At 52.6% G+C, this 14,259-nt stretch carries 9 protein-coding genes; 6 read left to right on the forward strand and 3 right to left on the reverse strand.

Annotation, left to right across the window (positions count from 1 at the left end; all coding sequences use genetic code 11):
* Positions 1 to 219: 219 nt before the first annotated feature.
* Both AC5JO6_RS24710 and AC5JO6_RS24715 read right to left on the reverse strand, forming a co-directional pair.
* Positions 220 to 705, reverse strand: a complete 486-nt coding sequence (locus AC5JO6_RS24710) for a 2Fe-2S iron-sulfur cluster-binding protein (protein WP_496083704.1) — start codon at positions 703 to 705, stop codon at positions 220 to 222.
* Between the two features lie 14 nt (positions 706 to 719).
* The gene (locus AC5JO6_RS24715) at positions 720 to 1,595 is read right to left on the reverse strand and encodes a hypothetical protein (RefSeq protein WP_496083705.1); all 876 of its coding nucleotides are present in this window, start codon (positions 1,593 to 1,595) and stop codon (positions 720 to 722) included.
* A 175-nt stretch (positions 1,596 to 1,770) separates the two neighbouring features.
* Here AC5JO6_RS24715 and AC5JO6_RS24720 point away from each other — a divergent pair, with 175 nt between their 5' ends.
* The 5 genes from AC5JO6_RS24720 (at position 1,771) to AC5JO6_RS24740 (ending at position 7,595) form a co-directional block, all read left to right on the forward strand.
* A complete protein-coding gene (locus AC5JO6_RS24720) occupies positions 1,771 to 2,790 on the forward strand; it encodes a LysR family transcriptional regulator (RefSeq protein WP_496083706.1) in 1,020 nt (339 codons plus the stop codon).
* Between the two features lie 17 nt (positions 2,791 to 2,807).
* Entirely contained in the window at positions 2,808 to 4,292 is a 1,485-nt protein-coding gene (locus AC5JO6_RS24725; protein WP_496083707.1) for a protein kinase domain-containing protein, read from the forward strand.
* Between the two features lie 158 nt (positions 4,293 to 4,450).
* Positions 4,451 to 5,542 (forward strand): PstS family phosphate ABC transporter substrate-binding protein, encoded by a 1,092-nt coding sequence (locus AC5JO6_RS24730; protein WP_496083708.1) that lies wholly within the window; start codon positions 4,451 to 4,453, stop codon positions 5,540 to 5,542.
* Between the two features lie 441 nt (positions 5,543 to 5,983).
* Entirely contained in the window at positions 5,984 to 6,652 is a 669-nt protein-coding gene (locus AC5JO6_RS24735; RefSeq protein WP_496083709.1) for a ferritin-like domain-containing protein, read from the forward strand.
* A gap of 208 nt (positions 6,653 to 6,860) precedes the next feature.
* On the forward strand, positions 6,861 to 7,595 hold the full coding sequence (locus AC5JO6_RS24740; RefSeq protein ID WP_496083710.1) for a DUF4079 domain-containing protein: 735 nt from the start codon (positions 6,861 to 6,863) through the stop codon (positions 7,593 to 7,595).
* Positions 7,596 to 7,672: 77 nt separating this feature from the next.
* On the opposite strand, the gene AC5JO6_RS24745 is transcribed toward AC5JO6_RS24740, so the two are convergent.
* Positions 7,673 to 8,023, reverse strand: coding sequence for a hypothetical protein (locus AC5JO6_RS24745; RefSeq protein ID WP_496083711.1), 351 nt, complete (start codon positions 8,021 to 8,023; stop codon positions 7,673 to 7,675).
* 296 nt (positions 8,024 to 8,319) lie between these two features.
* Here AC5JO6_RS24745 and AC5JO6_RS24750 point away from each other — a divergent pair, with 296 nt between their 5' ends.
* Positions 8,320 to 14,124, forward strand: coding sequence for an alpha-2-macroglobulin family protein (locus tag AC5JO6_RS24750; RefSeq protein ID WP_496083712.1), 5,805 nt, complete (start codon positions 8,320 to 8,322; stop codon positions 14,122 to 14,124).
* Positions 14,125 to 14,259: the final 135 nt, after the last annotated feature.

Consider the following 14,259-nt stretch of genomic DNA (forward strand, 5'->3'; position numbering starts at 1 on the left):
TGTTTCAGCCTATTGTGCTACGCTGCCTAATTGGATAAAGTCGAGCTAAGAGGCTGTTTGAAAAGTGGCTGGCGGTTAAAACCGCGACTACATCAACAAAGTCCGCCTGCGCGGACTACCTCAGCACGAGGGTTTTGGCACCTGCGTAGGCAGGTTTTGTGCGTGTAGCCGCGACTTCAGTCGCCAGAGCTACACGCATCTGGACTTTTAAAACATCCTCTAAGAATCTGTTGTGTGCGAGAAATAGTTACCGACATTAAAGCTATTGGTGTCTTCAATTTGCTTCAACGTCGAACGGGTAATGAGTTTGCCTGCTTCGACGAGAACTTTTCCAGTAAGGGGATGCAGTAAATCCTGGTCGGCACGTCTGCCAATGAGTGCTTCGATATCTTTGATGGAGTTGATGTACATACCCGGTGGTAGTTCAACCACAACGCCATCCTGCAAAACCCTTGCTTGACAGGCAAGACGGGAGTGGGGTTTGCAGGTTGTGATGACTTCTAACGTGCGTTGCTCACGGCGACTGACAGGCGATAGTGACTCCATGCCCTGTTGCACATAGATATGACAGGTGGCACACATACCGCGACCACCGCACTCTTTCAAAACGTCCAGATCCTTGTTGATGAGGACTGAGAGCAGATTGCCGTTGGTTTCAACGGATGTGTTCTGTGCGATCGGTTCAAGTCTAACGGTTTTAGCCATGGTAGGTACGAGGATTAAGGGTGAGGGGTAAGCAGAAGGGCTTTTTGCTGATCGTTCAGCGCTTTTTGATCGACGATCACGGGAAAGTCTCGGATCACTTGAGCACATCGTTTGATGAAGGCACTGACCCACGCTTGAAGCCACTGTTGCTCTTCAGGAGTTAGCGGCGTGAGAGTACCCTGGGGAAGCGCTCCTGCGAAGGAAAATTGAGCGGAGCGATCGACCTGAATATTCGTTAGGCAATCTGCTGAAGGGCGTGTGGCTTTCCAGTAATTTGTAATGACATGGGTGCCCAGATATTGGGTTGTAAATTGGCTGAGGTGGTTGAGGGCAGCGATCGCCGCTTTCAGAGTGGGCGGATCAGCGGGTGACGATAAGACTCTGGCAGCACTTTCAGGAAGGGGATCAGGGCATGGGGGAGGCTCTGAACGATCGTCCTGAGCGTCGGTTGTGACGATGCTGTCAGCGAGTGTTGCTGGGTCGGCAGTATGTTTGCGGTAGGTTAAACCCGTCAGGGTAATGTTTCCAGCAATTAAACGGAAGGTGGCGATCGCGTTTGGGCTGTCTTCTTGCAGCACGACTCGGAGCTGTTTGATGCTGCCCAGATAATCTGCATAAACCAGACTGGGACACGTTAAAACCAGCAAAACCATGCCTCGGTCGAGCTTGTAGAGATGAACCTGGTGCTCGGCAAATTGAAACTCAAACGCATCGAAGCCGTCAGGAATGGTTTCAATGACTTGTAAGAGTCCTTGAGCAAGCGCCTCTTTTTGTTGAAAGTTCAGGGTTTGATCGACACCACAAAAATAGGGTCGAGAACGCCCATCCATTAGGGCAACGCCTGCAATTCCTGGTAAATTCAGAAAGTCCTGAATAACCTCCCGTTTCATAGTTCTTTAATTTACGTTTCAATACGATACATGGCACAACTTACTGTGAGGGACTATTCGGATGACTGTGTTAGGGTTTCTGGGTTAGAAGCGTGTTGATTGCCTGAGGCATCGATCGCGTCTAAACCAGCAGGTAGGTACGCTCCAGCTCCTCCAAAATCTCAGGTTTAGCAGTATGTCTGACCTTCCGTTTACTCTGGATCAGTTACGCATTCTCAAAGCGATCGCCGCTGAGGGAAGTTTCAAGCGCGCTGCCGATAGTCTCTATGTCTCGCAGCCTGCCGTGAGTTTACAAGTCCAAAATCTAGAACGCCAGTTGGACGTGCCCCTATTCGATCGAGGCGGTAGACGGGCACAGCTTACCGAAGCTGGTCATCTCCTTTTGAGCTATGGCGAAAAGATTCTCACGCTTTGCCAGGAGACCTGTCGTGCGATCGAAGATTTGCAAAACCTCCAGGGCGGTACCTTGATTATTGGAGCCAGTCAAACCACTGGTACCTATCTCTTACCGCGAATGATCGGTGTCTTCCGGCAGCAGTATCCTGATGTGGCTGTGCAGCTACATGTGCACTCAACGCGTCGCACCTCCTGGAGTGTAGCGAATGGACAAATCGACCTTGCCATCATTGGTGGTGAAATCTCACCCGAACTGCAAGACTCTCTAGAAATTATTCCCTATGCCGAAGATGAACTAGCACTGATCCTGCCAGTCTTCCATCCATTAGCAAAAGTAGAGACGATACAAAAAGACGATTTATATAAGCTCCAGTTCATTGCGTTAGATTCACAGTCAACCATTCGTAAGGTGATTGATCAGGTTCTAGCGCGGTGCGGCATTGAAACCCGTCGCCTTAAAATTGAGATGGAGCTAAATTCGATCGAAGCCATTAAAAACGCAGTACAGTCTGGATTAGGAGCGGCGTTTGTATCCATTTCAGCGATCGAGAAAGAACTGCAAATGGGTGTACTGCATCGTGCCAGAATCGATGATGTGGTCGTGAAACGGATGCTGTCGGTCATCATTAACCCAAACCGCTATCGATCGAAGGCTGCCGAGGCGTTTTGCCGGGAGATTTTACCGAAGTTCGCTGGTTACGCCAACTTGCAGCCCTATGAATCTGAGCCAAGAGAACCCTTGAAACCTGTTGCCTCCAGCTCACGCACTAGCCGTTTGATTGTGCCAGAAATTGATTAAGCTCGCCCATACGCTCTATGGATCTTTACTGCACTCGTCCGGGCTGCCCACGTCCCGTGAATGCCTTTACCGACTTGGATCACCAAGCCACGCTCAGGGCAGTGCCGCAAAAATATTGCACAACCTGTGGCATGGAGTTGATCCTCATTGGACGCTATGTACCGCTGAACCTGTTAGGGCAGGGCGGTTTTGGGGCGGCATTCTTGGCGCGCGATCGCTACACGCCAGCCATGCGCCAGTGTGTCGTCAAGCAGTTTCTGCCGTCTGGTCAACTCAGCCCCGCTCAGCTTGTCGTTGCACAACAGCTCTTTGAGCGTGAGGCAGAAGTGCTGGAGCAACTAGGCAATACGCATCCGCTGATTCCTGACCTGTTCGCGTTTTTTGAGCTGACGGTTCCCAGCACACAAGCAGGCAAGCAAGACAAGTTTTTCTATCTCGTGCAGGAATACATCGACGGGGAAACGATGGAGGAAGAACTGGTGCAAAAGGGCACGCTCTCTCCAGATGATGTTGCTGCCATGCTGAAAGAGGTACTCGACATTCTTACCTTTGTCCATGACAATGGCTCGATCCATCGGGATATCAAGCCGTCTAATATCATGCGTCATCGCAACGGACGCTTTTACCTGCTAGATTTTGGCGCGGTGAAGCAGGCAACGAAAGGCGCAGCAACCACGAAATCGACTGGCATTTACTCGTTAGGCTTTGCGCCGCCAGAGCAGATGTCTGGTGGTGAAGTTTACCCGTCTAGTGACCTCTACGCGCTGGCTGTCACCTGCTTGATGCTGCTCACGGGGAAGCAACCCAATGAATTGTTTGATTCGTACAGCAACACCTGGAAATGGCGTAGCTACGCGCCCGGTGTGAATCGCACGCTGGCGGATGTGTTCGATCGGATGCTGTTACCAACCCCCAGCCAACGCTTCCAAGCGGCAGCAGAAGTATTGTCAGCACTCAAGCCGCCCTCCACTGCGGGTAGGCGATCGCCCACTACTCCAAAAGCATCCCTACCTGTGTCTTCTCCTCCTACAGCGCCACCCCAACCCGTTCAGCCAGCTCAATCGGCTGCCCCACTTGCATCGCCGCAGCCTGCAAGACCTGTAAGACGACGTGGCGCGATCGCTCCTTTCTCGACGCTGGAATTGCTAGCTGCCGCTGCGTTCACAGGGTTTGAAGGGGGGTTGTTGGCGATCGCTGTGTTGAGCCTGATGGGACCGTTCCTTCTCGGTGGTTTCTTTTGGGTTGTGCTATTGACAGGTTTGGTGTTTCTTCAGGCACGCCGCACGATTGAGCGGGTAGATCTGTTGATTACCGCAGGGATAACGCTGGCGATCGTACTCTTTGTACCGCGATTACACGGACTGGCTGTCTATCTTGCATCACTGTTTGGCGGAAACGTACTGCTGACTGTTGTAGCGATCGCTGTTGCAACTGGGTTAATCGCAATTGCAGCAACGACTTTGTTTCGGATCATCTTCAATCTGCTATCTACCTTTCTCTAAGAGTGTTGGTCAGAAATTGCTGGCACAAGCAACGATCGCTAGGGTACAAATGAACAATTGTGTGTAGCGATCGTGATGTTGATTGGTGACGCTGATCCTTTAACCTTAAACGAGTACACGCAGTTTGCCGACTCTCAATCTGTGGCACAAAAAGTCTTATGGCACAAAAGAACGATACAACGGCATTGATTCTGGCGTTTTTGGTGACGGCAGGGCTGATTGGGGGAGGCTTTTGGTGGTTTACGCAGCGGTCTGGTAGTGACCTGAGTAAAATCCTTGCACCAACTAACACCCCATCTGGTAGCGCAGGTGGGGGTGGTAATCCATCAGTGCCAGCAACGGCTGATCCAAACGCTAACGGGAATCCGTCAACGGCTGAAGGCTTTGCAGACGTTCAGAATGTTCCTTCGGGTCTGTTTAGCTACGGCGGCAGCACAACCTGGGCACCGATCAGGCTGACGACTGATCCGGTCATTCAATCTGCTCGATCGGAGTTTCGCTTGCGCTACGTTGACCCCATTTCTGGCACACCCGGTTCAGGTTCAGGCATTCAGATGTTGCTACAGGATGAGATTGCGTTTGCTCAGTCGTCGCGTCCTGTGCGTGATCAAGAAAACCAGGCGGCGGCACAAAAAGGTGTGAAGCTCAAGCAAATTCCCGTGGCGATCGATGGCATCGCGATCGCGGTGAACCCCAGTTTGAATATCCCTGGTTTGACGATCGACCAAATCAGATCAATCTACAGTGGTCGCATTACGAACTGGCGGCAGGTGGGTGGACCAAACCTTGCCATTCAGCCCTTTCAGCGTCCTCCTACAGCAGGGGCAGGCACGATCGAAGTGCTCTTAGGCGATGATAGTCAATCCGGCGCTAACGTGCAGGATGTTGCCACTACGACAGCGGGCTTACGAAAACTGGCAACTAATCCCGGTGGGGTCTATTTCTCTACAGCAACTGAACTGGTGCCACAATGTACGGTCAAACCTGTGCCGATCGGTCGCCAGCCAGGTCAATTTGTGCCGCCGTATCAAGAGCCGCTCGTTGCTCCCAGTCGCTGTCCTGGTCAGCGCAATAAAATTAACGTCAGTGCGTTTCAAAGTGGACAATATCCTTTGACTCGCAACCTCTTTGTGATTGTGAAACAGAATGGCGCTGCTGAGCAGCAAGCCGGAGAAGCGTATGCAAACTTTCTACTCTCACCACAGGGGCAAGCGTTAATCGCCAAAGCTGGCTTTGTAAGCATTCGCTGATGGGTGATGCTCTGTTTTGATTTGTGAAAGTGACGCTGGCTGAGCAGTCAGCCGTCAGCCGTCAGCGGTCAGCGGTCAGCAGTAAAAACGAATCTGTAGGGCGATTTTATAGAATTGGTATAACCTGACGGCTCCTCCCAAGTATTCTGTGACGTGACGTAACAGATCCAAAGGCACAAGGATTGCGTATCACTTTCTAGATTCGCTCCTCATTGGTTAATCTGCCTTGTGCGAGAGCAGGTGTGCGGTAGAGCTTGCTTTTGCGTGGGCAAAAACTGGATTGTCTTTAATAACACCAAAGGCTGACTAACCAGACGGGGGCGATCGCGTTGGCATCACGATGCTGGCAACCGATGGCGTAACGCGCACCATCAGGTACTCATGCGCTGATTGCACACAAGCTGAGTCACACACTCTTTTAGGTTAGGAGAACACATCAAGATGGATAACGAAAGAAATATGCTGCCTGAAGCTACCGCTCGTCGCACTAAGCGTTGGTCACGTCGTGACATGCTGAAAACAGGAGCCGTTGTGGGTGCTGCTGGTGCATTCAGTCTGCCAGCGATCGTCAAACGTGTGGATGCTGCCCCATCAGCCATGAATGCAAATGATGCCAAGGTGCTCAACGGCGCTTTGTTCTATGAGCATCAGGCGATTTGGGCTTACAGCTTTGCAGCAGGTAAACTGACCAACACGGCTGTGGGCAAAGCGGTATTGGCAATTGCTTTGGCAAACCAGGCAGATCATAAACGGCACCGCGACACTCTGGCAACCGTCATCACACAACTGGGTGGTACTCCCATTGCAGCCCAGCAGCAATATGATGTCTCGTCCTATCTCAAAGCGGGCGAGGGTGCGCTTGACTCTGATGTCAACATTGCAAAGCTCGCATTGGCACTGGAAACCGATGCCGCGATCGCCTATAGTCGTGAAATCGCCCAACTCAAAACACCTGCGCTGGTCACAGCAGGTGCCAGTATTGGCGCGACCGAAGCGTCTCACGCCACGTTGATTCGTTCTGCTTTTAAGTCTCTGGGTGTTGATCTTGCTGTGATACCTGCGTCCTTCGTGAGCGCTGACACACGCAGCGTTTGGGTGCTTAAAGTTTAGATTGCCGTTAAGCGCCACCTTAGAAGGGTGGGGAATCTAACCAACTTAAGGGTAAGGAAAAGGCTTATTTCGCAAGCGCTACAGGGGTAGTAAAACGCGAATCTGAGCCTTTCCCTTACCCTCTTTTGCAAATTTTTACCCAACTCAGCACGCTCTCAGCTTGACCTGATACTCTACTAGCATTCTTGAATGTTCTAGGGGAAGCTATATGGATCTGAATGCCGAAGACTTTATCCTGTTGCTGCATCCCGCGATCGCAGTCACGATCGTCTTTCCCCTGATTGGTATGGTGATTAGAATGGCGTGGCAAACGCGCCAGCGTCGTCTAGAGGTAAAGGCAGGAAGTAAAAGCAAGATTCCCCCTGCAGTTGGGCAAGAGCACGTTCAACTGGGGCGCTGGCTCACGGGTGCAGTTGTAGGCATTTATCTACTCGGCATTACATACCCCATCATTGAGAAAATTATCACTGACGGAGTATTCACTAAAGAACCCTCTAAAGTCGCTTTGATCGGGCTGTTCTATATAGCAACGATCGCCTCTCTTGTCTTGTTGTATCGAGCACAAGAGAAAGTTTGGCGTGGCGTTTTTGCTACCTTGACGGGCATTGGTCTGGTTGTGCTTGGCTTCCAGGATGGCGTTTACCGCTTGGATAAAGCATGGTTTGCGTCTCACTTTTACTACGGTCTAGTAGCAGCGTTGCTTATGGTCTTTTCGCTGGCGATCGTCCGTGACATCTACCAGGATCAAGCCAATCGCTGGCGTACTACCCACGTAGTGCTGAATTGTGTCGCTCTTCTCTTATTTGTCGGGCAAGGCATCACGGGCACACGCGATCTCTTAGAAATTCCAACAAGCTGGCAGAAAAGCACGATCTACCAGTGTAATTTTGACAAAGCCTCTCCTGGTTACAAAACCTGCCCACCGCTGGCACCCCCTAAGTAGTTTCCCCAAGTAAATGCACACAAGAAGTAGATGCACACCTGTTTGTCACCCCTTGCTTAAAGCGATGAGCGCTTTTCTTAGAACGAGATGCGGGGGATGATAATGATTCTGGGACGATCGTAGCGATCGCGCCTGTACTCACGACGATAACGATCATCACGACGATCGCGCCAGTAGCGTTCTCGCGCCTCATCACGGCGTTCCCAGCGACGGATATCCCGCCGATCGATATCACGGCTCCGATTGTAGAAGTCGATCGTTCGCACCCGTTCAATGGTGCGTGGATAAGTGTTGTAGCCGCGATTGTAATAGCCGCGACTATAAGAATCACGGTTGTAGAAACCGCGATCATGCCGTTCGCCAGCTAGTGTCACCGTTGGTGCAAAAACGGCGATCGCGCACATGAAAGACACAACAGTGCGAAACATTTTGAGTGCCTCCTGATTACAGGTGATCTTATTACAGGTAATATCGCTGAACCCCATATGAGTTCAGTATAAATGACTAAACGATGGCGGGTCTCATCCTCCAGATGAGTACAGCAACCTTATTAAGCGCAAAGCAAGCTGACCCGGTTTTACGGTCATCCGTTGCCAAAATCGCGATCGCCAAATAGTAAAGATTTATAGTCAACACCGGGAATCACCCCCTCCTTGCGAGTAGGACTGGTGTGGTAACAAACGATCGGCTAGTAGCGATCGCACGTAGTGTGGGGAGAATAGTGATGAGAAGTGGCAGTGGCATGAAGCCCTGGTTTGTTTTGCTCGCTCTATGCGTTGCCCTCGCCATCAAAGGCTGTAGTTTCGCTAACATTACCCCTACGGCAAACCCACAGCCATCTGTTGCCGCCTTAGCAACACCTAAATTGCCAGACTGGATCGAGCAGATCAGCCCTCTTGAAGAAGCGGCAACGACTGCTCAAATCCGCATTCGGTTTAAGGAACCACTGATCCCGATCGATCGCCTGGAAAGCAAAGAGCCGCAAGACCTCCTGAAAAAATTTGAGGTTGTACCGCCGCTGCCCGGTCAGTTTCGCTTTCTCACACCGCACATGGTGGGCTTTCAAGGCGATCAGGCAATGCCCAAAGCGACTCGTGTTCAAGTCACGCTCAAAGCAGGATTGGCAGACCTGAAGCAACATCGCCTGGAGCAAGATTTTGCCTGGACGTTCAACACCGAACCGATTAAGCTCACCAATTTTCCGGGTACACCAACTGCTGGGATGCCAGGAAGTGAGACCGTCGAACCGCTGGATGTCAAGCCTGTTTTGAAATTCACGTCAAACGTAGAGCTTGATGCAGCCTCGTTGAAAGAGCACGTACAGCTTATTCCAGGCAAGGAGACAAACAGCGTCGCGCTGAATGTGGCGCTGGAAAAGAGCGAAGAGAAAACGAAGGAACAGTATCCAGAAGAGCCGTCTCCCACTGAGCGCTTTGATCCGGCTGCGCGTGACTGGATTTATACAATCGAACCCCAGCAACCACTCTCTAAAGCCACTCGTTATCGGCTCAACGTTACGCCAGGACTAATGTCAGCGAAGGGCAATTTGGCTAGCGAGAGCGTCTTTGCCAGTCAGGTCGAAACCTACTCGCCGCTGGCATTCCAAAAACTGAGCTACTACGGGCAGCCGGACGCAAGTGGGGTGCAGGGACGCTTTGTGAACGGTAGCGCTCAATTGGAATTCAACAATGAACTGGATGCCGAAGCCGCGATCGCCCACATTATTGTAGAACCAGCACCCAAAAAAGATGTGCCGTTAGTGCGTGTTTACGAGGGCGATCGCATCGTTACCCTCAACCCCTGGGCACTCAATCCCGGTACAAAGTACACGGTGAAGCTAGGTGCTGATCTCAAAGATAAATATGGGCAGACGCTCGGCAAACCCACGACGATCGACTACGAAACGGGTGACGTTGCGGCTGACTTGTGGGCACCGTCTGGACTCAATATCTTTCCGACAGGCAAAAACCTTCAACTCAACCTTTCCACGGTCAACCTTTCTAGTTACAAAACTGCCTTTACCGTGGTGCAGCCCACCGATCTGGTTTATGCCGACTCTGCCTATCCCCGCGATAACGGCAAGGGATTGTTGCCCAATTCTTCAAGCTGGAAGAGTGCGTCTGTGAAGGGTCAAAAGAATCAGGCGATCGACACCACCGTACCACTGCAAAAACAGTTGAGCGGCGCAACCGGAATGCTGGCGTATGGCGTTCAGGCACGCACCAACCAGTATCAGGATGGCAAGCAGCAAAAGTGGCGCGAACCGACGACCTATGGACTGGTGCAGTTGACGAATCTAGGCGTGTTTGCCCAATGGTTCCCAGAGTCGGGCATGGTACGGGTCAGTCACCTATCGGATGGTGCTGCCGTTACCAACGCTGCTGTGCAAATCTACCAATCGAAGCTGGAGTCGAAAACCCAGCCAACACCCAGCGCCTGTGCAACAGGCAAAACAGACAAGACTGGCACCTTGTTACTCGATCGCTCAGCCTTACAAACCTGCATGGGCAGCGCTGGACGGTTCACCGAAGCGCCAAAGCTACTCATCGTGGCGCAAGAAGGCAAAGACTGGGCATTTACGCGTACGACAGAATACAGCGGTGCTTATGACTACGGCGTAGATGCAGGTTGGCAGAGCGGCAAGGCAGACTCACGCGGCATTATCTTTTCCGATCGCAAACTCTACCAACCGGGCGAAACAGCCTGGTTTACTGGCGCTGCCTACTATCTGCAAAACGGCACCCTCAAGCGAGATAAGAACGTCCGCTATACCCTCACGCTGCGCGATTCTAATGGGCAGGAAACCAGCCTGGGTACGCAGACCACCAACGAGTTTGGCACGTTCTCGAAGGAATGGTCGATCGCCAAAAACCAACCCCTCGGCTACTACGCCATCCTCGCCAAAAACGACGATGAGGTTGAAATTGCTGGCGAGTTCCGCGTTGCTGAATTTAAACCACCCAACTTTAAAGTTGCACTGACCTTAGAAGGTGGCAAACCCGGAGAACCAACTGATACAACTCAGACCGCAGACCTGGAATCGCAAAACGTTGCTGCGATCGCCTCCGTCGGGCAAAGCATCACCGCCAAAACCCAGAGCAACTACCTCTTCGGCTCCCCCGTTGAAGGCGGCAAGGTTGAATACTATGTCACCCGCCAGCAGGCAGAGTTTGCACCCAAAGGCTGGGATGGCTTTGCCTTTGGACAGCAGTGGTTTTGGCCCGAAGAAGCACCGACGATCGCCAGCGACGTACTGCAAACGAATCAAGTGCTGAGCAAAAACGGTGACAGCAGCCAGACGGTCACGGTTGAGAAGGATCTGCCCTACCCCATGACCTACCGCGTCGATGCTCAGGTATCGGACGTATCCAACCTGTCCGTTGCCGATTCCAAAACCTTTCTCGCGTTGCCGACCGAAAAACTCATCGGGTTGCAGAGTGATTTTGTGGCAACGGCAGGACAAGACTTTCCGGTCAAGGTAATTGTCAGCGATCCCACAGGCACCCCGGTTTTGAATCAAACCGTGCATCTAGAACTCCAGCAGATGAACTATAGCCGCGTGTCAAAGCTGGTAGAAGGCAGTCGCACCCAGCAAGATCAGGTGGAATATAAGACGGTGGCTACGATCGATGTAAAATCTGATGTCACTCCACAAACTGCGTCATTAAAGCCGCCAGCGCCGGGTTCTTATCGCCTCCGTGCCACGTTCGCAGGCAGCAATGATGGTGCGACCGATGTGCAACTCTGGGCAACGGGTGATGCGTCTGCAAGCTGGGGCAGTCGCTACCGCAACAATCGCCTGGAAGTCAAGCTGGACAAAAAGCGCTATCAAGTGGGCGAGATGGCAACGGCACTCATCCAATCGCCCTATGCCGAAGGCGAACTCTACTTTGCCGTCGTTCGCCACAACACCCTTTACAAAACCCTGACGAAGGTGCAGGGCAGCGCGCCCAAGGTGCAATTTCAGGTTACGCCCGATATGTTGCCCAATGCGGCAGTCGAGGCAGTGCTGATCCGTCAGGGTAAACCATTGGCGCAGTTAGAACCTGGCAGCCTGGACAAACTCGTCCGTATCGGCTTTGCGCCCTTTGAAACCGATCTCAAGCCCCAATACCTCAAGGTCGAGACAACTGTAACCCCAACCCTGCAACCAGGAGCCGAACAGACTGTTCAGCTAAAAGTCACCAATCAGGGACAGCCAGCGAAGGGACAAGTCACTCTAATGGTTGTTAACGAAGCGGTGCTGCAACTCAGTGGCTACCGTCCGCCCGACTTGGTAAAGACGGTGTACGCCGAACAGCCCATCTCCATTCGTTTGAGCGATAATCGCCCGGATGTGGTGCTGCAAGCGCAATCATCGCCCCTCGAAAAAGGCTGGGGCTACGGAGGGGGTGCCTCCGACGGGGCTGGCAATACTCGCATTCGCACAGACTTCAAAGCGCTGGCGTACTACAACGGCTCGGTGAAAACCGACGCGATCGGCAACGCCACGGTTAAATTCAAACTACCTGACGACCTGACAACCTGGCGTGTGATGGCAGTCGCTACCGACGAGAACATGCACTTTGGTAATAGCGATACGACCTTTGTAACGACGAAACCCCTGATTGCAAATCCACTCTTGCCGCAGTTTGCCCGTCCGGGCGATCGCTTCCAGGCAGGTGTTTCCGTCACCAACAACACGGGACAAGATGGCAACCTTGCAGTCAACGGCTCCGTCACCGATCCACTTAGGCTCGATAACGCCTCTGGTCAACAGCAAGCGCAGGCAACGGCAGGCACCAGCGCCTACCGCTTTCCCGTAATCGTGCAAACCACTGGCGACGCGAAGGTGAAATTCACTACACAGCTCGGCAGCGACACCGATGCGTTTGAAGTGCCGCTCGACGTGAAAGCGCTGGATGTGACGGAACAAGTCGTGGAAGCTGGCACCACCTCCGATCAGGCTTCGATTCCCTTAAATGTGGACAAAAACGTTGTTCCTGATGTTGGTGGGCTGGACATTTCGCTTGCCAGCAGTCTCATTCCCACACTGTCTGTACCTGCCAAACAGGTGCTAGACGAAACCGATCTGCCTTTCCTGGAACCTGCTGCCAGCCAGCTAGCGATCGCCGCCAACCTGCAAACCCTCACCAAAACCTACGGTCAAACCTTCGCCAGCTTTAATCCTGGCAGGCAGGCAAAACAGGCGATCGAGCGCTTGCAGTCGCTCCAAAAACCGGACGGTGGGTTTGCATCCTATCCCGGACAGGACGCATCTGATCCCTTTATTACGCCCTACGCGGCTCAGTTGATCGCCCTTGCCGATCGTGCAGGTTTAGAGAAAGCGGCGATCGGTTCGCTACGTCCTTCACTGACGACATATCTGAAGAAACTGCTCGCCGATCCTGGACAATACGAGTTCTGCAAAGAGCCACTGTGCAAGAACCAGGTGCGGCTGGAAACGTTGATTGCGCTATCAGCATTGGGCGATCGACGTAATGATTTCCTTGCCGATCTTCACAATCAGCGGAACCAGCTTGATCCCATCAGCCAAATTAAACTGGCGCGATATCTGGCGCAGTTCCCCGACTGGCAGCAAGAAGCCACTGCAATGGTGAGCCAACTTCAGGAAACCATTTACCAGACTGGACGCAGCGCCACTGTGAATTTGCCCCCTAACTGGCGCTGGCTCAACTCCCCGACGACGGCTCAAGCACAAGCATTACGGCTCTTCGTTGCTCAAAAAGCCAGGTCTGAGGATCTCGATCGGCTGCTCAAAGGGCTTCTCGGACAACGACGTAACGGCACCTGGCAGGGCACTCACGACAATGCCGAAGCACTCACCGCACTGGTCGAGTACAGCCAACTCCAGCCCACACCACCTAACTTTGAAGCAACCGCAACTCTAGCAGGTAAGACGTTGACCACTGCGACGTTTGAAGGCTACAAAACGCCTGGCGCAGACATGACGGTGAAAATGGCGGATCTCCCGCGCGATCGCAGCGACATCACCCTCAAAAAGTCTGGTCAGGGCATTCTGCACTATCTGGTGGCATACCGCTATCGGCTCCAGGGCAATCAACCCGGTAAGCTTAACGGCTTACGCTTGACCCGCACCATTCGTCCCGCCAACGAGGATAAAGTGCTGTACAGAACCGGACTCTATGCGCCTGAGCCGCTCACCGTTCCCGTGGGACAGGTCTACGACATTGGGCTAGAGATTATCACCGACCATCCCGTCGATCATGTCATCGTCACCGATCCGCTACCCGCAGGCTTTGAGGCAGTCGATAACAGCTTCCAAACCACGACACCCTACTTTCAAGCGCAGGGCGATAGCTGGCAGTTGGGCTATCAAACCATTTACCACGATCGCGTCGTTGCCTTTGGCGATAAGCTCGATCCCGGTGTGTATACCCTCCACTACCTCGTCCGCTCCGTCACTCCCGGCACGTATCTCTACCCCGGTGCCGAGGCACATCTGGAATATGCACCCGAAGAGTTCGGGCGATCGGCTTCCTCCAGTTTGGTTGTGTCTGAGAAGTAGAGAAGGTGGGGCAAGAGTCTGAAAGACTTATTCACGCGTATGGAAAACTCATGAATCAGGTAACCAATGCTCATTAATAAAACGTCAGTTCGACGAGGTCAAAAGATAGCCGGAGGCAATGCTGGCAAGTCTTTG

The organism is Tildeniella sp. (assembly GCF_059505325.1).

Coding starts and splice junctions, on each gene's coding strand:
- AC5JO6_RS24710 (WP_496083704.1), bottom strand. CDS start 705: ATGGCTAAAACCGTTAGACTTGAACCGATCGCACAGAACACATCCGTT.
- AC5JO6_RS24715 (WP_496083705.1), bottom strand. CDS start 1,595: ATGAAACGGGAGGTTATTCAGGACTTTCTGAATTTACCAGGAATTGCA.
- AC5JO6_RS24720 (WP_496083706.1), top strand. CDS start 1,771: ATGTCTGACCTTCCGTTTACTCTGGATCAGTTACGCATTCTCAAAGCG.
- AC5JO6_RS24725 (WP_496083707.1), top strand. CDS start 2,808: ATGGATCTTTACTGCACTCGTCCGGGCTGCCCACGTCCCGTGAATGCC.
- AC5JO6_RS24730 (WP_496083708.1), top strand. CDS start 4,451: ATGGCACAAAAGAACGATACAACGGCATTGATTCTGGCGTTTTTGGTG.
- AC5JO6_RS24735 (WP_496083709.1), top strand. CDS start 5,984: ATGGATAACGAAAGAAATATGCTGCCTGAAGCTACCGCTCGTCGCACT.
- AC5JO6_RS24740 (WP_496083710.1), top strand. CDS start 6,861: ATGGATCTGAATGCCGAAGACTTTATCCTGTTGCTGCATCCCGCGATC.
- AC5JO6_RS24745 (WP_496083711.1), bottom strand. CDS start 8,023: ATGTTTCGCACTGTTGTGTCTTTCATGTGCGCGATCGCCGTTTTTGCA.
- AC5JO6_RS24750 (WP_496083712.1), top strand. CDS start 8,320: ATGAGAAGTGGCAGTGGCATGAAGCCCTGGTTTGTTTTGCTCGCTCTA.